This is a genomic window from Stenotrophomonas maltophilia group sp. LNF247 (assembly GCF_054083135.1).
The window spans coordinates 78,544-99,225 of the sequence record NZ_JBSRQL010000012.1; the positions used below are offsets into that span (position 1 = coordinate 78,544).

Below are 20,682 nucleotides of genomic sequence, written 5' to 3' on the forward strand. Positions count from 1 at the left end.
AAGATCGAGGTTGAACGATGAGTACTGCTTCGGACGCCACCAAGACCGGCAAGCTGCGGCTGGGCGGCAGCAACCTCTGGCTGTTCCTGCTGCTGGCATCGATGATCCTGTTCGGCGTCAACACCGGCGTCGCTACCTGGCAGGGCAGTCGCCTGGCCGATGCCGGTTCCAAGGCGGCCGACCTGCAGGTGCTGTCGCAGCAGCTGGCCAACCAGGGCCGTGACGCGGTGGGCGGCAACGCGCAGGCGTTCACTGCCTTCAAGGCCACCCGCAACGCGATCGAACAGAATGTGTCGACCCTGCAGGGCCGCTATGGCAAGGAGCCGGGCGTGTCCGGTGCGATCGCCACGCTGGGCGAGACCTGGGCGCCGCTGGGCAAGCAGGCCGGGCAGCTGGTGGCCAGTGAACCGGCGGTGCTGGCCCTGGCCGGCAACGCCAACAACTTCACCGGCGCCGTGCCGGGGCTGCAGGCCCAGCTGAACGAGCTGGTGCGTGCGATGTCCGCTGCCGGCGCGCCCTCGTCGCAGGTGTACAGCGCACTGCAGCAGGTCGTGGTGGCCGGCTCCATGGCCCGCCGCGTAACCGAAATGCGCGCCGGTGGCAGCGGCGCTGCTACGGCCGGCGATGCGCTGGCGCGTGACATCACCGTGTTCTCGCAGGTGCTCGACGGCCTGCGCAATGGCAACGAGGAGCTGGGCATCACCGCCGTGCGCGGTGCCGCTGCCGTGGCCGCGCTGGAACAGTCGCAGCAGAAGTGGGAAGCGATGAAGCAGGACGCTGACGCGATCCTGGCCAGCTCGCGCCAGCTGTTCGCGGCGCAGTCCGCCGCCACCGCGCTGGGCCAGGGTTCGGCCCACATGCTGGATGACAGCCGCAAGCTGTTCGACGCGTTCTCCTCGTTCGGCTCGGTGTCTGACACCCGCCTGTTCCCGAACTTCTGGATCGGTGTGGTCTCCGGTGCGCTGTCGCTGATCGCGATCATCGGCTTCGTTTCCACCAACGTGCGCAGCCGCTCGCGCGAGCAGGAACTGCGCTACCAGACCCAGGTGGAATTCAACAGCCGCAACCAGCAGGCGATCATGCGGCTGCTGGACGAAATCTCCTCGCTGGGTGAGGGCGACCTGACGGTGAAGGCCTCGGTGACCGAGGACATGACCGGTGCCATCGCCGACGCGATCAACTACGCCGTCGACGAGCTGCGCCACCTGGTGACCACCATCAATGACACCTCGGCCAAGGTCGCGCTGTCCACCCAGGAGACCCAGGCCACCGCCATGCAGCTGGCAGAGGCGGCCGGCCACCAGGCCAACCAGATCACCTCGGCGTCGGACCGCATCGGCGAAATCGCGGCAAGCATCGAACAGGTGTCGCGCAACTCGGCCGAGTCGGCCGACGTGGCACAGCGCTCGGTGGTGATTGCCGCCGAAGGTGCCGGCGTGGTGCGCGAGACCATCCAGGGCATGGACCAGATCCGTGACCAGATCCAGGAAACCTCCAAGCGCATCAAGCGCCTGGGTGAGTCGTCGCAGGAAATCGGCTCGATCGTGGAACTGATCAACGACATTTCCGAACAGACCAACATCCTGGCGTTGAACGCAGCGGTCCAGGCGGCGTCGGCCGGTGAAGCGGGTCGCGGTTTCGCGGTCGTGGCCGACGAAGTGCAGCGCCTGGCAGAACGTACCTCCGGCGCGACCCGACGCATCGAGAACCTGGTGCAGGCCATTCAGGCCGACACCAACGAAGCGGTCACCTCGATGGAACAGACCACCGCCGAAGTGGTGTCCGGTGCACGCCTGGCCGAGGATGCCGGCACCGCGCTGACCGAGATCGAGCGCGTGTCCAATGCACTGAACACCCTCATCAAGAACATCTCCATCGCCGCCCAGCAGCAGTCGGCTGCGGCCTCGGACATCACCCGCACCATGGGCGTGATCCGGCAGATCACCGGCCAGACCTCGCAGGGTGCGGGGCAGACCGCCGAATCGATCGGCCATCTCGCGCAGCTGGCGGCGGACCTGCGCCGTTCGGTCGCCGACTTCAAGCTGCCGGCGTGACGCGGGCAGGGCGGCGAGCAAGGAACCAGTCGATGAAGCATTTCCATTTCCCACGCCAGAACTCGCGCGGCCACCGCGCGGCGGCGAACGGAGCGCGTCCATGAGCAGTCTGCGCGATGCGATGAGCCACGCAGCGCTGGGCTGGGTCAAGCCCGAGCTGGACGAGACCCTGCGCCAGGTGCGCAACGAGGTCGAGTACTACGCCGAAGACCCGAGCGATGCCAGCCGCATGCGCATCTGCGCCGGCTACCTGCACCAGGTGCAGGGCACCCTGCGCATGGTCGAGCTGTATGCACCGGCGATGGTGGCCGAGGAACTGGAACAACTGGCCAATGCCATCGGGGCCGACGGCGTGGCCGACCGTGATGAAGCCTGCGCGACCCTGATGCGTGGCAGCGTGCTGCTGCCCGACTACCTGGAGCGCCTGCAGAACGGCCACCGCGACATCCCGATCGTGCTGATGCCGCTGCTCAACGAGATCCGTGCCGCGCGTGGCGAAGAAGGCGTGCATGACAGCGTGCTGCTGGCATTCGCACCGGACAGCGTCACCGCCACCGAGGCCGAGCTGGACCATGCCCGCGGCAGCCTGAGCGGGCGCAACCGCGAGTTGCTGGACACGGTCGGCAGTGCGGTGAAGGAAGAACTGCTGCGCATCAAGGATGCGCTGGACCTGCACCTGCGCACCGGCGGTGCTCCGGAACAGCTGCAGACCCAGGCCAACGAGCTCGGGGCGGTGGCCGATACGCTGGGCATGATGGGCCTGGGCGTGGCCCGCAGCGTGGTCGTGCAGCAGCGTGACGCACTGCGTGGGGTGGTGGAAGGGCGCCAGCAGATCGATGAGAACCTGCTGCTGGATATCGCCGGGGCACTGCTCTACGTGGACGCCTCGCTGGACGACCAGGTCGCCCATCTGGGCGCTGGCGGCAGTGGCGAGGACGATCCGAGCGCGGTTGAGAACCGCCGCACGGTGGAGGTGCTGGCGCATGAAGCCATCGCCAACTTCGCCGCCGCCCGCGAGCATTTCGTCGCGTTCATCGAAACCAGCTGGAACCATGCCGAGCTGCAGGATGTGCCGCGCCTGCTGGGTGATGTATCCGGTGCGCTGCGCATGCTCGATCTGGGCACCGCCGCAGACTACCTGCGTGGCGTACAGCAGTACATCGAGGCCGAGCTGATCGGTCGCCAGCGCGTGCCCAGTGGCCGCCAGCTGGACACCCTGGCCGATGCCATGGCCAGCCTGGAGTACTACCTGGAAGCCCTGCGCGACCGCCGTCCGGGCCGCGAGGACATCCTCGACATCACCCGCAGCAGCCTTGAAGCGCTGCGCTATTGGCCGTTGCCGGACCGCAACGCGGTGGAACCGGTTGCCGCCGCGCCTGTTGCGTTCGCATCGCTGCTGGTGGACCGGGAGCCGGTCGCGCTGCAGGCCGAGCCTTTGCAGCCGGAGCGCATCGAGATTCCGGTTCAGCCAGCCGCGCCCGCCGCCGGCACTGTGCCGGTGCCCTTGCCGGACTTCACCTTTGATCCACCACCGGCCACGCCTGCACCGGAGGTGCTGGACAACCGCCTGATGTTCGGTGCGCTGGGGAACCTTGCATCCACACCGCTGTCGCTGCATGACGACCGCGAGGCGGCGCTGGTCTTCGCCGCCTCCAGCGCGCCTGCGCCCGAGGTGCCGCAGTGGGATCTCGCGCCGTTCCATCCGGACGCCGATCCGGCCGCGAGTGCCGAAGACGAACGCAGCCCGACCTTCGCCAGTTTCGATCCGGTCAGCTTCGAACGCGCCGAAACCGGAATGGAATCGGTGCCGCAATGGACGCTGTCGGAGGCGACACCACCGGTATCGGCTGATGTGGCAGTGGCGGATGTCGAGCACGACGTCGACGCGTCGGTACCCTTTGACACCACTGGCTTTGCAGCGCCGGTGTTCGACCCGGTGGCTGCCGAGCACGATGTGGTTGCTGCCCGTGACGACGTGGTGTTCCGTTTCGACGCCGATGCGCTGGATAACGCCGACGACGTGCTGTCGCTGCACGCCATGGAGACGCTGTCGCTGGACGACGACGCCGGACTGCATCCGTCGCTGGAGACCGTCGATGACGCCACGCCCCAGCCGTTGGACGAAAGCCCCGTGGTTGCCGAAGTCGACGCCGTTGCGGCGGATGTGCCGGAGCACGCGGCCGCGCCGATGGCCGAGGTGCTGACGCCGGCCTCCGATGCACCGGCACCGGCGGTGTCGGTGATTGATATCGACACCATCGCACCGATCGATTTCAGCGAAGCCGACGCACAGTTCTTTGCCGAGCTGAGCGCCGCGGCGGCCGACTTCAATCCGCAGGCCATGGCGGCTCCGCCCGCTGCGGACATCCCGGTCGTGGCTGGGACCGAGGCCGGCTTCGAGGCCGGCTTCGACGACGATGCCGAGAACATCGACGAGGACATCCGCGAGGTGTTCCTGGAAGAGTTCGACGACGAACTGGCCAACCTTGGCACGCTGCTGCCGGCATGGCGCACGCAGCTGGACAACATGGACCGGCTGCGGCCGATCCGCCGCATCTTCCACACCCTCAAGGGCAGTGGCCGACTGGTCGGCGCGCGCACCCTGGGGGAGTTCGCCTGGAAGATCGAGGGCATGCTCAACCGCGTGCTCGATGGCAGCCGGCCGGCCACGCCGGCCGTGCTGGCAATGGTCGACAATGCGCACGCCGCACTGCCGCAGTTGAATGCCGCGCTGCGCCATGGCCAGCGCATCAGCGTGGACCTGCAGGCAATGCAGGCCATCGCCGATCGGGTCGGCGCCGGCGAGGAGACCTTCTACGTGCCGTTGCCGGCTGCGGCCGCACCGGCAGCGACACTGGCCGAGTCCGAAGGCGAAGACGAAATCAGCCGCCTGCTGGACGCCGAGGCCGCTGCGTCGGCGCAGGCCGATGCCTCGGCGGTGGCCGAAGACGCCGGGACCCCGGCCAACATCGACAGCGTGCTGCGCGAGATCCTCGAGGCCGAGGTCGAAGTCCACCAGGCGACCCTGCAGGAGTGGCTGCGCTCGGCACAGCAGGCACCGCAGCCGGTCAGCGACGCACTGCTGCGTGCGGTTCACACCATGAACGGCGCCTTCGCGATGACCGAAGTGCCGGAAATCACCGCCGTTACCGGCGGCGCCGAGTCCTACATCAAGCGGGCTCTGGCCGCCGATGTGGTACCTGGCGACGAGGGTGTCGCCGCGCTGGACGCAGCTGCGCAGGCGATCACCGCGACCATGGAGGCGCTGCAGGCCGAACACCCGCGCATTGCGCCGCAGGATGCGCTGGTGCAGCGGCTGCAGGCATTGGCTGGCGAGCTGCCGGAAGCGCGCTGGCCGCTGTTCGCGTCGGAAGACGAGGATGAAGAGGGCACCGAACCGGCGCCAGATGTCGAGCAGGCATCCGAAGCCGAAGCGCCGCTGGCCGGCCTGGACGCGCTGGGCGAAACCAGCATGCGCGTTGCTTCCGATGCGGCTCCCGATCTCATTGCCGAACCGCTTGCCGAAGATGCGCTGGAACCGGTTCCATCTGCGCCCGACCTCAGGACGCCGGACGTCGCCGCCGACAGCGGCCTGGAAGTCGGCGAGTTGACCGCCAGCGACGATCTTTCGCGTTACTTCGATGCCGGCTGGCCGTCGGTGCAGGGAGAAGATGAACCCGCAGTGGCGTACACCGGCGCGATTGAATCGATCCAGCCGGTGGAGAGTGCGCCTGTTGTCGAAGGGGCCGACGCAGCTGCCGCGCCCACGATCGAGACCGTAGACGACGCTGATCTGACCATGGCCGACGATCTGTCGCCGTACCTCGACGCCAGTGCGCTGCCGGTCGACGACCGCGACGCGGAAGAGCTGCCGGTGTCTGCGGAAGTTGACGCGATCGACCTGAATACGTCCTTGTCCTTTGATTCGGGCAGCGGCGATGACAGCGTCATTGACGACGCTGCTGCATTGCCACTCGACAGCGAGCTGTCGAGCCTGCAGGATGAAATGGCTGTGCCGGGTTTCGCAGAACCGGTCACGCTGGCAGCCGCGCTCGAGGCCGGCCTGCACGTGATCGAGCAAGAGCGGACCCTGGACGACGACGGGCAATGGCCCGTGATCGGCCTCCAGGCCAGCGAACTCGCGCCGGGCGAGGCAGATGCCTTTGCCGAGGATGCGGACGTCGGCGGGGAGGCGGCGGTCGGTGAAGGAGAGAGCGCCGATCAGCCGTCCCCGGCGACGGTGATTGAGGCGTTCAGCGCAGAGGCACGCGTTGGCAGTGGTGCTCCGGTGCGGTTCTTCGAAATGGAAGAGGCGCCGGGCCAGGGCACGATCAACACCGGTGACGGCACGGAGATCGCAGCGGCCGACATCGAGCCCCCTGCGCCGGATGTTGAGCAGGCGCCTGTTGCGGCGGATGCCGAAGACGGTGCCGATGCCGATGCGCTTGACTTCAGCGTGTACGACCGCGAGCTGGTCGACATCTTTGTCGAGGAAGGCAGGGACCTGCTCGACCACTGTGATGGCCTGATCAGCGAGCTGCGTGATGCACCGCAGGATCGCGAGGTGCTGGCCGGCCTGCAGCGTGACCTGCACACCCTCAAAGGGGGCGCTCGCATGGCCGGTATCAATGCCATCGGCGACCTCGGCCACAGCATCGAATCGCTGCTGGAAGCGGTGGCCGCTGGCCGTACCGAAATCGAGCGCCGCGACGTGCAGCTGCTGGAACGCGGCTTTGACCGCCTGCACCAGCTGCTCACCCGTACCGGCACCCACCGCGTGGTGGAGCCGGCGCTGGATCTGGTGGAGGCCTTCGAGGTTCGCACCACCACCGATATTGCTGCAGCCGCCACGGCCGCGCGTGCAGCCAGCGAGGCCGAGACCGTGGCGGCGCAGGCTGCGGCCACGCTGACGCCGATTGTCGACGCGCCGCTGTCGGCACCGCTGCCGGCCGAGGGTACGGTCGATGAAGACCCCCTGGCACGTCCGCAGCAGGAACAGGTGCGCGTGCGCGCCGACCTGCTCGACCGCCTGGTCAATCATGCCGGTGAAGTGGCGATCTACCGCTCGCGGCTGGAACAGCAGCTCGGCGCCTTCCGCGGCGCGATGGGCGAACTGGAGCGCACCAATGCGCGACTGCGCGACCAGCTGCGCCGCCTCGACCTGGAAACCGAGGCGCAGATCGTCGCCCGCTACCAGCGCGAGCAGGACCAGGCCGACCAGAAGTTCGATCCGCTGGAACTGGATCGCTTCTCCACCCTGCAGCAGCTCAGCCGTGCGCTGAACGAGTCCGCCGCCGACCTTGGCGGCCTGCAGGGCGTGCTGGACGATCTGTCGCGCCAGTACGATTCGCTGCTGCAGCAGCAGTCGCGTGTCAGTTCGGAGCTGCAGGACGGCCTGATGCGCGCGCGCATGGTGCCGTTCGATGGCCTGGTGCCGCGCCTGCGCCGCGTGGTCCGCCAGGCCGGCATGGATACCGGCAAGCAGGTCCACCTGACTCTGGAAGGCACCCACGGCGAACTGGACCGCAACGTCCTCGATCGCATGGTCGCGCCGCTGGAACACATGCTGCGCAACTCGGTGGCCCATGGCCTGGAAGCGCCGGAACAGCGCCGCGCCGCCGGCAAGCCGGAGGAGGGCGAGATCGCCATCCGCCTGCACCGCGAAGGCTCGGAAATCGTCCTGGAAGTGGCCGATGACGGCGCTGGCCTGGACCGCGAAGCGATCCGCCGCCGCGCCATCGACCGCGGCCTGCTGGCCGCCGATGCGCAGCCGAACGAGCAGGAACTGGACAACCTCATCTTCGCGTCAGGCTTCACCACCGCCGACCAGGTCAGCCAGCTGGCCGGCCGTGGCGTGGGCATGGACGTGGTGCGCAACGAAGTGCGCCAGCTGGGTGGCTCGGTCGATATCCAGTCAGTGCGTGGGCAGGGCGTGCGCTTCACCCTGCGCCTGCCGCAGACGCTGGCGGTCACCCAGGCGGTGTTCGTGCAGATCGGCGAAACCACCTTCGCAGTGCCGGTGGCCTCGGTCAGTGGTATCGGCCGCCTGTCGCGCGAGCGCTTCGAGGCTGCCGACAGCAGCTACCGCTACAGCGGCGAAGACTATCCGCTGTACGACCTTGGCAGCTTGGTCGGCCAGGCCCCGGCGCGTGCCGACGGCCAGGAGCAGGTGCCACTGCTGCTGGTCCGTGCCGGTGATCTGCGCGCCGCCGTCGCGATCGACCAGGTGCTGGGCAACCGCGAAATCGTGGTCAAGCCGGTCGGCCTGCAGATCGCGTCGGTGCCGGGGATCTACGGCGCGACCATCACCGGCGACGGCCGCGTGGTGGTGATCCTGGACGTGGCGCCGCTGGTGCGCCGTTTCCTGGCCAACCCGACGCTGCCGGTACTGGCCAATGCGCCGCGCCAGGAGCGCCAGGTGCCGCTGGTGATGGTGGTCGACGACTCGCTGACCATGCGCAAGGTCACCGGCCGCATCCTCGAACGCCACAACTTCGAGGTCAGCGTTGCGCGTGACGGCGTGGAAGCACTGGAGCGACTGGAAGAGCGGGTACCGGACCTGATGCTGCTGGACATCGAGATGCCGCGCATGGATGGCTACGAGCTGGCTACCGCGATGCGTGCCGACCCGCGCTACAGGGACGTGCCGATCGTGATGATCACTTCGCGCAGCGGTGACAAGCACCGCCAGCGCGCCTTCGAGATCGGTGTCCAGCGTTATCTGGGCAAGCCGTACCAGGAACTGGACCTGATGCGTAACGTGTACGACCTGTTGGGGATCGCCCGTGTCCGTGAGTGAAACCCAGGCGGCTCCGGCCGTTGCCCTGCTGGCCCGTCCCGGCGCGGCGCGCGAGCGCCTGCGCGAGGCACTGTCGCATGCGGATGTGCAGCTGGTGCTGGAAGACGACCCGAACAGCCTTGAGCCGCAGCTGCTGCACGACGCCCGACCTCAGGTCGTGGTGATTGCGCTGGAGACCGCCATTGAGGACGCATTGGAGCGCCTGGAATCGGTGTTGTCCGCACCGGGCCTGACCCTGGTCTTCGACGAGGCCGAACTGGCCGCACGTCGTGATGGCTGGGAGGCCCAGCGCTGGGGCCGTCATCTGGCCGCGAAGCTGCATGGCCATCAGCAGGTGTTGCCGCCGGGGGCTGAAGAAGAACCCAGCCTGCAACTGGCGCCGGGCCATCCGGCACCGCCACCGGCACCGCAGGAAGAAGCGCTGCAGGCGCACCTGGACCAGGCATCGAGCTGGGCCGACGAGGTCCCCGCTGACAGCCTGTACTCGCCGCCTGCGCAGCTGCACGAACCGATTGCGCTGGAACAGGCGCTGGCGGCGCTGCAGCCGGTCGTGCCTGAGCCGCTGGAGGCCCCCGAACCGCCATCGCTGGCGGAGATCGCGCCCGCAGCACCGCCCATTCCGCCTACCTCCTTCGACCACACCGCATGGTCGCTGGTCGATGACGTGGCCGACGTTCCGGCAGCCGCTTCGCAACACGCCGCGCCGGAGGCACCGCTGCCTTCCTTCGATACCGGCCATCTGAGCCTGGTCGATCTGGATGCTGGTGCGCCCGTGGGCGCACGCGCCGGATCGTTGCTGGTGCTGGCCGGCATCGGCGGCCCGGATGCACTGCGTCGCCTGCTGGGCGCGCTGCCTGCATCGCTGAGCGTCCCGGTGCTGGTGCATATGCGCTTGGACGGTGGCCGCTACGGAAACCTGGTCAAGCAGATGGCGCGCGTGTCGCCGCTGCCGGTGCAGCTGGCCGAAGTCGGCCAGCGTGCAACACCCGGTGAAGTGCACGTGCTGGCCGATGACATCGGCGTGCAGGCAGCCAGCGACGGCCTGCATTTCGTCAGCGACGCGCAAGGGATCTCGATTGCCGCGCTGCCGGCTGAGCACACCGCGCTGGTCCTGCTCAGCGGCGCCGACCTTGCGCTTGTGGGGCCGGCACTGGATCTGGCCGCCGCCGGTGCGTGGGTGGCCGGGCAGGTCGGCGAGGGCTGCTATGACCCTGCCGCGGCCACGGCGGTGGTCGCCGCTGGCATGGTGGCCGGTGAACCACAGGAACTGGCGCAGGCCATCGCCTCGCGCTGGGGCGTGGAAGACGATAACGGAGACGCACCATGAGCTATGCCAGCAATGACGAAATCCGAGGCGTCCTGATCCAGGCCGGCAACGAACGCGTGCTGCTGCCCAATGCCACCGTGGCCGAAATGATGTCGCGGGTGCCGGTGCAGCCGGTTTCCGATGCCCCGCGCTGGCTGGTCGGCGAAATCGGCTGGCACGGCTGGCAGGTGCCGCTGGTGTCGTTCGCGCGCCTTTCCGGCCTGGGCGAGGAGGCCGTGGGCGGCCACAACAAGGTGGTGGTGCTGAAGGCCCTCAGCGGCAACGCGCAGCGCCCGTACTACGCGCTGCTGACGCAGAATTTCCCGCAGCTGATCTCGGTGCCGCGCGATGGCCTGCTGGCCGATGCTTCCGAGGAAACCCTGCCGCAGATCGTGCACATGCGCGTGCTGCTGGGTGAGCAGAGCGCGCTGCTGCCGAACCTCGACGCACTGGAAGCCGCCCTGGATTCGCTGGCGGCTTGATCCACCAGGCTGGTAGTGCCGGCTGCCGACCGGCACCGAGCCGAGCATGGCTCGGCTCTACAAGGAAACTGAAATCTGGCGCGGGCCTGTAGAGCCGAGCCTACGCTCGGCTGCCGCCCTGGACGCGCTGGTCGCGGTAGTGCCGGCCGCTGGCCGGCAACCTCATGATCCCTTGGATGCCGGCCAGCGGCCGGTACTACAACGAATCAGCCTCACCCCAGATCGCCCAGCCGCGCCTGCAATGCGGCAATCGCGGCCAGCCCGGCGGTCTCGGTTCGCAGGATGCGCGGGCCCAGTTGAAGGCCCTGGAAGCCTGCTGCTGCCAACTGATCACGGTCGCGCGGCGACCAGCCGCCTTCCGGACCGATCGCGATCACGATGCCGCCCGCCGGCGCCGCGTCCAGCGTCGACAGGCGATGGGCACCCAGCGGGTCCAGGGTCAGCCGCAGCGTATCGGCGGGCAGTGCCGCCGCGGCCTGTGCCAGCGACAGCGGCGGGCCCACCTGCGGAATGCTCGCGCGCCCGGACTGGCCGCAGGCCGAGGTCACCACATTGTTCCAGTGCGACACGCGCTTCTCCGCCCGAGCCGCATCCAGCTTCACCTCGGTACGCTCGGCATTCACCGGAATGATCGCCGCCACGCCCAGCTCGGTGGCCTTCTGCAGGATCAGGTCCATCTTTTCGCCTCGGGCAATGCCCTGCAGCAGGGTGATCGCCAGCGGCGATTCGTTGCCCACCGCCTGCACCGCATCGATGCGCACCTGCACCTCGCGCTTGCCGGCGGCAGTCAGCGTGGCGCTGTAGTCGTGGCCATCGCCGTTGAACAGCACGCAGGTATCACCCTCGCGCAGGCGCATCACCCGCACCAGATGGTTGGCCGTCTCTTCCGGCAGGGTCACGGTCTGGCCGCTGTGCAGCGCCAGGTCGATGGGGCAGCGGGTCACGCGCATGCAATCGCCTCGTCAATCGCCGCCAGCGTGGTATGTGCCAGCAGCTCCAGTTGTTCGTCGTCCACGCAGTAGGGTGGCATCCAGTACAGCACGTCGCCCAGCGGACGCAGCACCACGCCACGTTTCAGCGCGGCCTTGTAGGCATGCAGGCCCAGCCGCATGGCCGGGTCGAAGGGCGTGCGCTTGTTGCCGTCGCGCGACAGCTCGAAGGCAACTACCATGCCGGCCTGGCGCACGTCGGCCACGTGCGGATGGTCGCTGAACGGTGCGGCCAGCGTGCCCATCACCGAGGCGATGCCACGGTTGCGGGCGATCACATCGTCGTCGCGGAAGATGTCCAGCGTGGCCAATGCCGCCGCGCAGGCCAGCGGGTTGCCGGTATAGCTGTGCGAATGCAGGAAGGCGCGCTCGCGTGAGTCGTCGAGGAACGCGTCGTACAGCGCCTGCGTGGCCAGCACGGTGGCCAGCGGCAGGAAGCCGCCGGTCAGGCCCTTGGACAGGCACATCAGGTCCGGCATCACCCCGGCCTGCTCGCAGGCGAACAGGGTGCCGGTGCGGCCGAAGCCGGTGGCGATCTCGTCGGCGATCATGAACGCGCCATGGGCGTCGCATAGTTCGCGCACGCGCTGCAGGTAGACCGGGTCATGCATGCGCATGCCGCCGGCGCACTGCAGGCGCGGTTCCAGGATCACCGCACAGATCTCGCCCGGGTGCTGGTCGAACAGCGTGGCAAGGCCATCGGCGGCCTGCCGTGCACGCTCAGCCGGGCTCTGACCGGGCTCAGCCAGGAAAGCGTCCGGCGAGGGCGCGAACAGCGCTTCGGCCAGCAGCGGCGCATAGACGCGGCGATACAGCGGAATGTCTCCCAGCGCCAGCGCGCCGAGGGTCTCGCCGTGGTAGCCGTTCTCCAATGCGATGAAACGCGTGCGCTGCGGTTCCCCTCGGTTCTGGAAATACTGGAAGGCCATCTTCAGCGCCACTTCCACGCCGGCGGACCCGTTGTCGGCGAAGAACACCTTGGCCAGTGGTTCGCGGCCAGGCTGGCGTGGGGCCAGTGCGAGCAGGCGTTCGGCCAGGCTGATGGCTGGCTCATGGCCGAAGCCGGCAAGCATCACCTGTTCCAGTTGCCTGGCCTGGGCGGCAATGGCACCACCGATGCGCGGTTCGGCATGGCCGAACAGGTTGGTCCACCAACTGCTGACGGCGTCCAGGTAGCGATTGCCGTCGTGGTCGATCAACCATGCGCCTTCACCACGGGCGATCGGCACCAGCGGCAGGGTATGCGGGTGCTCGCGCATCTGCGTGCACGGGTGCCAGAGCACCTGCAGATCGCGTTGCCGCCAGTGCTGGGCCAGCGGGGAGGGGGTTGGGTCTGCTAGCATTTCGGGCTCATGAACATGTTGCTGCCTGCACATTCTATCGGCACCGGCGCAGGCGCCGGCCGCCGCGGAGATTCCACATGAACGATGACCGTGCCGGGCGTCGCTTGCCGATCATCCATCGGATCACCGATGAGGAGAACGGCCCCTTCCAGCGGCAGCATCTGGACCTGGAGTTCTCCAACGGCGAACGCCGCCGGTTCGAACGTCTGGTCAGCCGAGGTCATGGCGCAGTGGTGGTGGTGCCGATGCTCGACGACGAGACCGTACTGCTGGTACGTGAATACGCTGCCGGCATGCACCGCTATGAACTGGGGTTGGTCAAGGGGCGGATCGATGCCGGCGAGACCCCCGAGCAGGCCGCCGACCGCGAGCTGAAGGAAGAGGCCGGTTTCGGCGCGCGCCGGGTCGATGTGCTGCGCGCGATGACCCTGGCCCCGACCTACATGAGCCACCAGTCGTGGCTGGTGGTGGCACGCGACCTGTACCCGGAAAAGCTGGCCGGCGACGAGCCGGAAGAACTGGAAGTCATCCCGTGGAAGCTGGCCGAGCTGGACCAGCTGATGCTGCGCGAGGACTTTTCCGAGGGGCGCTCGCTGGCGGCACTGTTCATCGCCCGCCAGTGGCTGCAGGGACTGCGATGATCAAGCTGACCACGGACCTGCGCGAGACCGCCATCGCCATCGCCCAGGACGCCGGACGGGCCATCATGCAGGTCTATGCCGATGGCTTCGATGTACAGATCAAGGACGACAGCAGCCCTGTCACCAGTGCCGACCTGGCGGCCAACCAGGTCATTGAACAGGGCCTGCAGCAGCTGACCCCGGACCTGCCAATCCTGTCCGAAGAATCGGCACAGGTGGCCTGGGAGCAGCGCCGCCACTGGGGCGCGTACTGGCTGGTCGATCCGCTCGACGGCACCCGTGAATTCGTCAAGCGCAACGGCGAGTTCAGTGTCAACATCGCGCTGATCTACCAGGGCGCACCGGCCTTCGGCGTGGTGCTGGCCCCGGTGACCGGCATCGTCTGGCATGCCATGCGCGGCGAGCTGGCCTATCGCCGGCAGGGTCTGCACGACACCGTGCTGCGCACCCGCACGCCGGCCACCGTACCGCTGCGGGTTGCTGCCAGCCGCTCGCACCGCTCACCGGAAACCGAGGCCCTGCTTGCAAGGATGGGCCGCATCGAGACCATCGCGCAGGGCTCGTCGCTGAAGTTCTGCCGGATCGCCGAAGGTGGCCTGGATGTCTATCCGCGGCTGGGCCCGACCTCCGAATGGGATACCGCCGCCGGCCAATGCGTGCTGCACGCCGCCGGCGGCGCGGTGCTGTCGGCCGCGACCGGCAAGCCGTTCCGTTACAACCGCCGCGAAACCCTGTTGAACGGCGATTTCATTGCCCTTGGTGACACCAGCCTGCCATGGCGCGACTGGTTGTCCGATTGACCCTGGAGGCCGCATGAGCGCGCACGACACTCCCACCACCGGCAGCGCCGCCACCCATGAGCTGGAGCGCCTGCTGGCGATCATGGCGCGCCTGCGCGACCCGCAGGGCGGCTGCCCTTGGGACCTAGAGCAGAACTTCGCAACCATCGCGCCATATACCATCGAGGAAGCCTACGAAGTGGCCGATGCGATCGATCGCGGCGATCTCGATGATCTTTGCGATGAACTGGGCGATCTGCTGCTGCAGGTGGTGTTCCATGCGCGCATGGCCGAAGAGCAGGGCAGCTTCGCCTTCGCAGACGTGGCCCGCGCGATCAGCGACAAGATGCAGCGCCGCCACCCGCACGTGTTCGCCGAGGTGAGCGTCGACGATGCCCACGGCGTGACGCGCAACTGGGAAGCGATCAAGCGTGCCGAGCGTGCGGCCAAGGGCGAGCAGGACACCTCCGCACTGGCCGGCATCTCGCGCGGCTTGCCGGAGTGGCAACGTGCGGTGAAGCTGCAGTCGCGCGCGGCCAAGGTCGGTTTCGACTGGCCAGGTCCGCTGCCGGTGCTGGACAAGGCGGCCGAGGAACTGCAGGAGCTGCGCGAGGAGTTCGAGCGCGGGGATATCGCCGGCAACAAGGCGCGCCTGCAGGAAGAGCTGGGTGACCTGCTGTTCGTCTGCGCCAACCTGGCCCGCCATGCCGACATCGACCTGGGCGCGGCGCTGCGCGGGGCCAACCACAAGTTCGAACGTCGCTTCCGTGCGATGGAAGCGCAGGCCGACGCGCAGGGGGAAGCGCTGGCCGCGATGGACCTGGAGGCGCAGGAAGCGCTGTGGCAGCAAGCCAAGGCAGCGGAGAAAGCGTGAAGACACTCGGCCTGTTCCTGCTGACCGCGCTGGCCGAGATCGTCGGCTGCTATCTGCCGTGGCTGTGGCTGCGCAAGGGCGGCAGCATCTGGCTGCTGCTGCCGGCGGCCGCCAGCCTGGCGCTGTTCGCCTGGCTGCTGACCCTGCACCCGACCGCCAGTGGGCGGGTCTATGCCGCCTACGGTGGGGTCTACATCGGCACGGCGCTGTTCTGGTTGTGGCTGGTCGACGGCATCCGTCCCAGCCGGTGGGACCTGTTCGGTGCCGCCCTGTGCCTGGCCGGCATGGCAGTGATCATGTTCGGTCCGCGCACCTCATCGGTGTAGGGCCGAGCCATGCTCGGCCGCTCTTCCTTCCCACTGCGCCGGCGCGCGCAAGCCGAGCATGGCTCGATGCTGCAAGGGCAGCGATGGTGCATGATGGTGGCGGCCCTGGTTCCCGGAGCACGCGCATGTCCCGCTTCGCCAGCTTCCGCGAGTTCTATCCGTTCTATCTCAGCGAGCACCGCCACCCGGTTTCGCGGCGGCTGCACTTCATCGGCAGCTGCGGCGTGCTGGTGCTGGTCATGGCAGCGGGCCTGCGCGGGCAGCCGATGCTGTTGCTCGCTGCGCTGGCCTGCGGCTATGGATTCGCCTGGGTCGGCCATTTCTTCTTCGAGAAGAACCGGCCGGCCACCTTCCAGCATCCGCTGTACTCGTTCATGGGCGACTGGGTGATGTTCGCCGACATCCTGCGCGGGCGCGTGCCCTGGTAGTTCCGCTGTGAATGTGGCCTTCACGCGCTATGCTGGGGCCTGGACGTCACAGATAAGGAAAAGCGAGATGTTCCCGACCATGTTCTTTACCGTGGTACTGGCCTTCGTGGCCGTGGTCATCCTGTTCAAAGCGGTACGGATGGTGCCCCAGGGCTTCGAATGGACCGTCGAGCGCTTCGGGCGCTACACGCACACCATGACGCCGGGCCTGCATTTCCTGATCCCGATCGTGTACGGGGTGGGGCGCAAGGTGAACATGATGGAGCAGGTGCTGGATGTGCCCAGCCAGGAAGTGATCACCAAGGACAACGCCGCCGTGCGCGTGGACGGCGTGGTGTTCTTCCAGGTCCTGGACGCTGCCAAGGCCGCTTATGAGGTCGCGAATCTGGAAGTGGCAATGATCGCCCTGGTGCAGACCAACATCCGTACCGTGATCGGCTCGATGGACCTGGATGAATCGCTCAGCCAGCGCGAGGTGATCAATGCCCAGCTGCTGAGCGTGGTCGACCATGCCACCAATCCCTGGGGCGTGAAGGTCAACCGCATCGAGATCCGCGACATCCAGCCGCCGCGCGACCTGCTGGATGCGATGGCGCGGCAGATGAAGGCTGAGCGCGAGAAGCGCGCGCAGATCCTCGAGGCAGAGGGTTCGCGCCAGTCGGAGATCCTGCGCGCCGATGGCGAAAAGCAGGCTACCGTGCTGGAGGCTGAGGGCCGTCGCGAAGCCGCGTTCCGCGATGCGGAGGCCCGCGAGCGCCTGGCCGAGGCCGAAGCCAAGGCGACCCAGATGGTGTCGGCGGCGATTGCCGAAGGTGACGTGCAGGCGATCAACTACTTCGTCGCCCAGAAGTACGTCGAGGCGTTCAAGGAACTGGCCAGCTCGCCGAACCAGAAGCTGGTGCTGATGCCGATGGAGGCCAGCGGCGTGATCGGTTCGATCGCTGGCGTGGCCGAACTGGCCAAGCAGGCACTGGGCGACCAGACCACCAAGGCCGCAGGCAAGCGGCCACCGCCGATCGGAGGCTGACATGCGCTGGGAAGTCGTCGGTTGGGGCGCGTTGGCGCTGCTGCTGTTCGCGGCAGAGGCGTTGGCACCCGGGGCGTTCATGCTGTGGATCGGCATTGGCGCAGCGGCCGTGTTCGTCCTGGTTGCGGTGTTCAGCGGCATTCCGTTGCTGTGGCAGGTCGTTGCCTTCGTCGTGCTGAGCGTGGTCTCGATCCAGTGCTACCGGCGCTGGGGCAGGAAAAGGGCGCGGCCCAGCGATGCGCCGTTGCTCAACCGCCGTGCCGAGCAGCTGGTCGGTCGGGTGGTGCCCTTGCAGCAGGGCATCGTCAGCGGGCAGGGCCGGGTCAGCATCGATGACGCGTCCTGGCCGGTGAGCGGCCCGGAGCTGCCGGCGGGTACGTGGGTACGGGTGCTGGCGGTACAGGGCAGCACGCTGCAGGTTGAGGCTGCGGGCCGCTCCTTGTAGAGCCGGGCCTCTTCGTGCGGGCGTCGCGTGGGTTCGGCTCCGGCGCTGCGCTGCGGCGCGACCTGTGGGTGACCGATCTGGGATAATGGGGGTTCTTGTTTCCTCTGCTGCCGGACCCGGTCATGACCCAGAAGACGCTGCTCAACGATACCCACCGCGCCCTTGGCGCCAAGATGGTCGATTTCGGGGGTTGGGACATGCCCATCCACTACGGCTCGCAGCTGGACGAGCACCACCTGGTGCGCCGTGAGTCCGGTGTGTTCGACGTCAGCCACATGACCGTGGTCGATCTGCGTGGTGAGCAGGTCAAGCCGTTCCTGCGCCGCCTGCTGGCCAACTCGATCGACAAGCTGAAGGTCACCGGCAAGGCACTGTACTCGTGCATGCTGAATCCCCGTGGCGGCGTCATCGACGACCTGATCGTCTACTACCTGGGCGACGACTTCTTCCGCATGGTGGTCAATGCCTCGACCCGCGAAAAGGATCTGGCCTGGCTGCGTGAGCAGGCCGCACCGTTCGGCGTGTCCGTCGAGCAGCGTCCGGACCTGGCCATCCTGGCCGTGCAGGGGCCGCAGGCGCGCGACATCGTCATCAGCCTGGCCCGCGAAGCCGACCGCGCCGCGCTGACCAAGCTGGGCCGCTTCGCCGCCCTGCAGGTGCAGTCCGACGATGGCGTCGAGCTGTTTGTCGCCCGCACCGGCTACACCGGCGAAGACGGCTTCGAAATCCTGCTGCCGCAGGATGCCGTGGTCGCGTTCTGGAACCGCCTGCTGGCGGCAGGCGTGAAGCCGGCAGGCCTCGGCGCGCGCGACACGCTGCGCCTGGAAGCCGGCATGAACCTGTACGGCCAGGACATGGACGAAGAGATCAGCCCATATGAGGCAGCATTGGCCTGGACCGTGTCGCTGGACGAAGGCCGCGACTTCATCGGCCGCGGCGCGCTGGAAGCGCAGAAGGCTGCCGGCACCGCGCGCCAGATGATCGGCCTGGTGATGGACGAAAAGGGCGTGCTGCGCCACGGCCAGGCAGTGACGACGTCCAGCGGCGAGGGCGAGATCCTGTCCGGCACCTTCTCGCCGACGCTGGCCAAGGGCATCGCCTTCGCCCGCGTGCCGGCCGGTGAACTCGGCCAGGTCACCGTCGACATCCGCGGCCGGCAGGTGCCGGTACGCGTGGTCAAGTTCCCGTTCGTGCGCGAAGGCCAGGCCCAGCCCGGCGTGCTCGCCGACGCCTGATCCGAACGTGCCGGTCGTCACTGACAGCAGTGGCGGCCGGTTGGTTACACTAGCCCCGTTTTTTCCACCCCCTGCATATCTCTGGAGCAGTCCCATGAGCGAGATCCCCGGCGACCTCAAGTTCCTCAAGTCCCATGAGTGGGCCCGTGTCGAAGGCAATGGCCGCGTCACCGTCGGTATTTCCGACCACGCCCAGGGCCTGCTGGGTGACCTGGTCTACGTCGAACTGCCCGAAGTCGGCGCCGAGGCCAAGGCCGGCGAACAGATCGCCGTTGTCGAGTCGGTGAAGGCCGCCTCGGACGTCTACAGCCCGATCAGCGGCAAGGTCGTCGAGGTCAACTCGGCCCTGTCCGACAAGCCGGAAACCATCAACGAAGATGCCTACGGCGAAGGCTGGATGTTCGTGGTCGAACTGGCCAACGCCGAAGAGGTCAACGATCTGCTGGATCCGGACGCGTACGCCGAAGTCCTGGAGAGCGACGACCACTGAGTCGCGCTTGCGGATTCTGAAACGGCCACCTTCGGGTGGCCGTTTTCGTTTTGGCGAGTGCGTCGGACTCATGACGGCCGGTTCGCTTGGCACCCTCGGCGTGGCATCAGCGGACTGACAATCGGTGCCGATCGGCGTGCGCAGTTTTGCGCAAATCCGCGTTTCCGCCCCGCGCCGACGTACTCGGATGTGAAAACTTTTTGCCCCCCGTTGCGGCGCCGTTGTGCTGGCGTTGGTGCCAGCGGCAGCCGGTGCTGACGATGTGTGCACGCAGTGGCCACCGACGTGCATGCATCTGCGCAGAGTGCTTATTTCAAGTACTTTTTGTTCAACGCTTGCATGGTTGTTGCTGCAGGCAGCATGCGTGCGTGGCGCTTCGGCGGTCGTCGAGCGCGGAGCGTGGCGACCGTGCAGGCACCACCATGGATGGCGCGGATGTGAAAATTTTTCGCGGGGGTTGTTGACAGTAAAAAAAACCGTGATTAGGTTTCGCCTCAGCAGACCTTGCCTGCCCAACCGAGTGCGCAGAATCAATCGTCCGATGCGAAGCAGCCCCTTCAAGACCACCGCGACCCTGATGACGGTGGACATGGCCCCGCTTCCCCCGGAGAAATGCAAGGCAACTCCCGTTCCGATGCCCGCTCCGCCGATCGAGGCTGGCATTGCCGCATCCGTAACGGCGCGCCTGACGCGCCGGCGGTCCCCGCACGCAGCATCCGCGGGTTTGATCCACCTGGGCGTTTCAACTCCCTATCACTGACGAGGAGCCATCCCATGGCAACCAAGAAAGCTGCGAAGAAAAAGCCCGCCGCCAAGAAAGCGGTGAAGAAGGTCGCGAAGAAGGCCGCTGCCAAGAAGGCAGTGAAGAAGGTCGCGAAGAAGGCGACTGCCAAGAAGGCGGTGAAGAAGGCTGCGAAGAAGGTCGCCAAGAAGGCCACTGCGAAGAAGGCAGTGAAGAAGGCGGCGAAGAAGGTCGCCAAGAAGTCCACTGCCAAGAAGGCCACCAAGAAGGTAGCCAAGAAGGCCACCAAGAAGACTGCCAAGAAGGCAACGGCCCGCAAGCCGGCCAAGAAGGTCGCGAAGAAGGCAACTGCCAAGAAGGCCGTCAAGAAGACCGCCAAGAAGGCAGTGAAGAAGACCGCGAAGAAGGCCACCAAGAAGGCTGCCCCGAAGAAGGCAGCGAAGAAGGTTGCCAAGCGCAAGCCGGCCGCCCGCAAGAAGAAGGCCGCTCCGGTCGCTCTGCCGGCAACCCCGGCACCGCTGATCTAAGTACTTCCCGATAGCCGCATCCTGAAACCCCTTCCCTGGCTGCCCAGCGGGGAGGGGGTTTTTTTATGGGGCCATTGCCAGCACCGAGCCATGGCCGACTGCCTTTCTGACGTTTGACGCGCTGCATCTGTGGAGCAGGGGCCTGTCTTCCGAGCTGGCCGGGCATGGCCAGGTCCTACAAAACAACAAAAAGGG

16 protein-coding genes are annotated in these 20,682 nt (G+C 67.4%); 14 read left to right on the top strand and 2 right to left on the bottom strand.

Annotation, left to right across the window (positions count from 1 at the left end):
- The first annotated feature begins 17 nt into the window (after window positions 1-17).
- The 4 genes from ACTXG9_RS13190 to ACTXG9_RS13205 all read left to right on the top strand — a co-directional run bounded on the left by ACTXG9_RS13190 (window position 18) and on the right by ACTXG9_RS13205 (window position 10,641).
- Window positions 18-2,054 (top strand): methyl-accepting chemotaxis protein, encoded by a 2,037-nt coding sequence (locus tag ACTXG9_RS13190; RefSeq protein WP_019660096.1) that lies wholly within the window; start codon window positions 18-20, stop codon window positions 2,052-2,054.
- 100 nt (window positions 2,055-2,154) lie between these two features.
- Window positions 2,155-8,853: an Hpt domain-containing protein gene (locus tag ACTXG9_RS13195; RefSeq protein ID WP_456115809.1), complete on the top strand. Its 6,699-nt coding sequence runs from the start codon at window positions 2,155-2,157 to the stop codon at window positions 8,851-8,853.
- Window positions 8,840-10,180: a chemotaxis protein CheB gene (locus ACTXG9_RS13200; RefSeq protein WP_164145263.1), complete on the top strand. Its 1,341-nt coding sequence runs from the start codon at window positions 8,840-8,842 to the stop codon at window positions 10,178-10,180. The genes ACTXG9_RS13195 and ACTXG9_RS13200 overlap by 14 nt, the downstream gene beginning before the upstream one ends.
- Window positions 10,177-10,641 (top strand): chemotaxis protein CheW, encoded by a 465-nt coding sequence (locus ACTXG9_RS13205; protein ID WP_005410712.1) that lies wholly within the window; start codon window positions 10,177-10,179, stop codon window positions 10,639-10,641. Before ACTXG9_RS13200 ends, ACTXG9_RS13205 begins: the two co-directional genes overlap by 4 nt.
- A 212-nt stretch (window positions 10,642-10,853) precedes the next feature.
- Here ACTXG9_RS13205 and ACTXG9_RS13210 read toward each other — a convergent pair whose 3' ends face one another.
- Window positions 10,854-11,591, bottom strand: a complete 738-nt coding sequence (locus ACTXG9_RS13210) for a 16S rRNA (uracil(1498)-N(3))-methyltransferase (protein ID WP_021203308.1) — start codon at window positions 11,589-11,591, stop codon at window positions 10,854-10,856.
- Window positions 11,582-12,973 (bottom strand): adenosylmethionine--8-amino-7-oxononanoate transaminase, encoded by a 1,392-nt coding sequence (bioA, locus tag ACTXG9_RS13215; RefSeq protein WP_021203307.1) that lies wholly within the window; start codon window positions 12,971-12,973, stop codon window positions 11,582-11,584. Before bioA ends, ACTXG9_RS13210 begins: the two co-directional genes overlap by 10 nt.
- Before the next feature lie 77 nt (window positions 12,974-13,050).
- Between bioA and nudE the strand changes: the two genes are divergently transcribed.
- From nudE to ACTXG9_RS13265, 10 genes are all read left to right on the top strand, one after another.
- The gene (gene nudE, locus ACTXG9_RS13220; protein WP_019660090.1) at window positions 13,051-13,614 is read left to right on the top strand and encodes an ADP compounds hydrolase NudE; all 564 of its coding nucleotides are present in this window, start codon (window positions 13,051-13,053) and stop codon (window positions 13,612-13,614) included.
- A complete protein-coding gene (cysQ, locus tag ACTXG9_RS13225) occupies window positions 13,611-14,414 on the top strand; it encodes a 3'(2'),5'-bisphosphate nucleotidase CysQ (protein WP_019660089.1) in 804 nt (267 codons plus the stop codon). The genes nudE and cysQ overlap by 4 nt, the downstream gene beginning before the upstream one ends.
- 13 nt (window positions 14,415-14,427) lie before the next feature.
- Window positions 14,428-15,267 (top strand): nucleoside triphosphate pyrophosphohydrolase, encoded by an 840-nt coding sequence (mazG, locus tag ACTXG9_RS13230; protein ID WP_111102081.1) that lies wholly within the window; start codon window positions 14,428-14,430, stop codon window positions 15,265-15,267.
- Window positions 15,264-15,593 (top strand): YnfA family protein, encoded by a 330-nt coding sequence (locus ACTXG9_RS13235; protein WP_010482716.1) that lies wholly within the window; start codon window positions 15,264-15,266, stop codon window positions 15,591-15,593. Before mazG ends, ACTXG9_RS13235 begins: the two co-directional genes overlap by 4 nt.
- A 125-nt stretch (window positions 15,594-15,718) precedes the next feature.
- Window positions 15,719-16,021: a DUF962 domain-containing protein gene (locus ACTXG9_RS13240; protein WP_019660087.1), complete on the top strand. Its 303-nt coding sequence runs from the start codon at window positions 15,719-15,721 to the stop codon at window positions 16,019-16,021.
- 67 nt (window positions 16,022-16,088) lie between these two features.
- The gene (locus tag ACTXG9_RS13245) at window positions 16,089-17,048 is read left to right on the top strand and encodes an SPFH domain-containing protein (RefSeq protein ID WP_019660086.1); all 960 of its coding nucleotides are present in this window, start codon (window positions 16,089-16,091) and stop codon (window positions 17,046-17,048) included.
- A 1-nt stretch (window position 17,049) separates the two neighbouring features.
- Entirely contained in the window at window positions 17,050-17,493 is a 444-nt protein-coding gene (locus ACTXG9_RS13250; RefSeq protein WP_019660085.1) for an NfeD family protein, read from the top strand.
- Window positions 17,494-17,615: 122 nt separating this feature from the next.
- Complete coding sequence (gcvT, locus tag ACTXG9_RS13255) at window positions 17,616-18,728, top strand: glycine cleavage system aminomethyltransferase GcvT (RefSeq protein ID WP_111098950.1); 1,113 nt, start codon at window positions 17,616-17,618, stop codon at window positions 18,726-18,728.
- 94 nt (window positions 18,729-18,822) lie between these two features.
- Window positions 18,823-19,218, top strand: coding sequence for a glycine cleavage system protein GcvH (gcvH, locus tag ACTXG9_RS13260; protein WP_019660083.1), 396 nt, complete (start codon window positions 18,823-18,825; stop codon window positions 19,216-19,218).
- A 774-nt stretch (window positions 19,219-19,992) separates the two neighbouring features.
- Window positions 19,993-20,487 carry a hypothetical protein gene (locus tag ACTXG9_RS13265; protein WP_019660082.1) on the top strand — a complete coding sequence of 165 codons (495 nt, stop codon included), beginning with the start codon at window positions 19,993-19,995 and terminating at the stop codon, window positions 20,485-20,487.
- The last annotated feature ends 195 nt before the right edge of the window (window positions 20,488-20,682 follow it).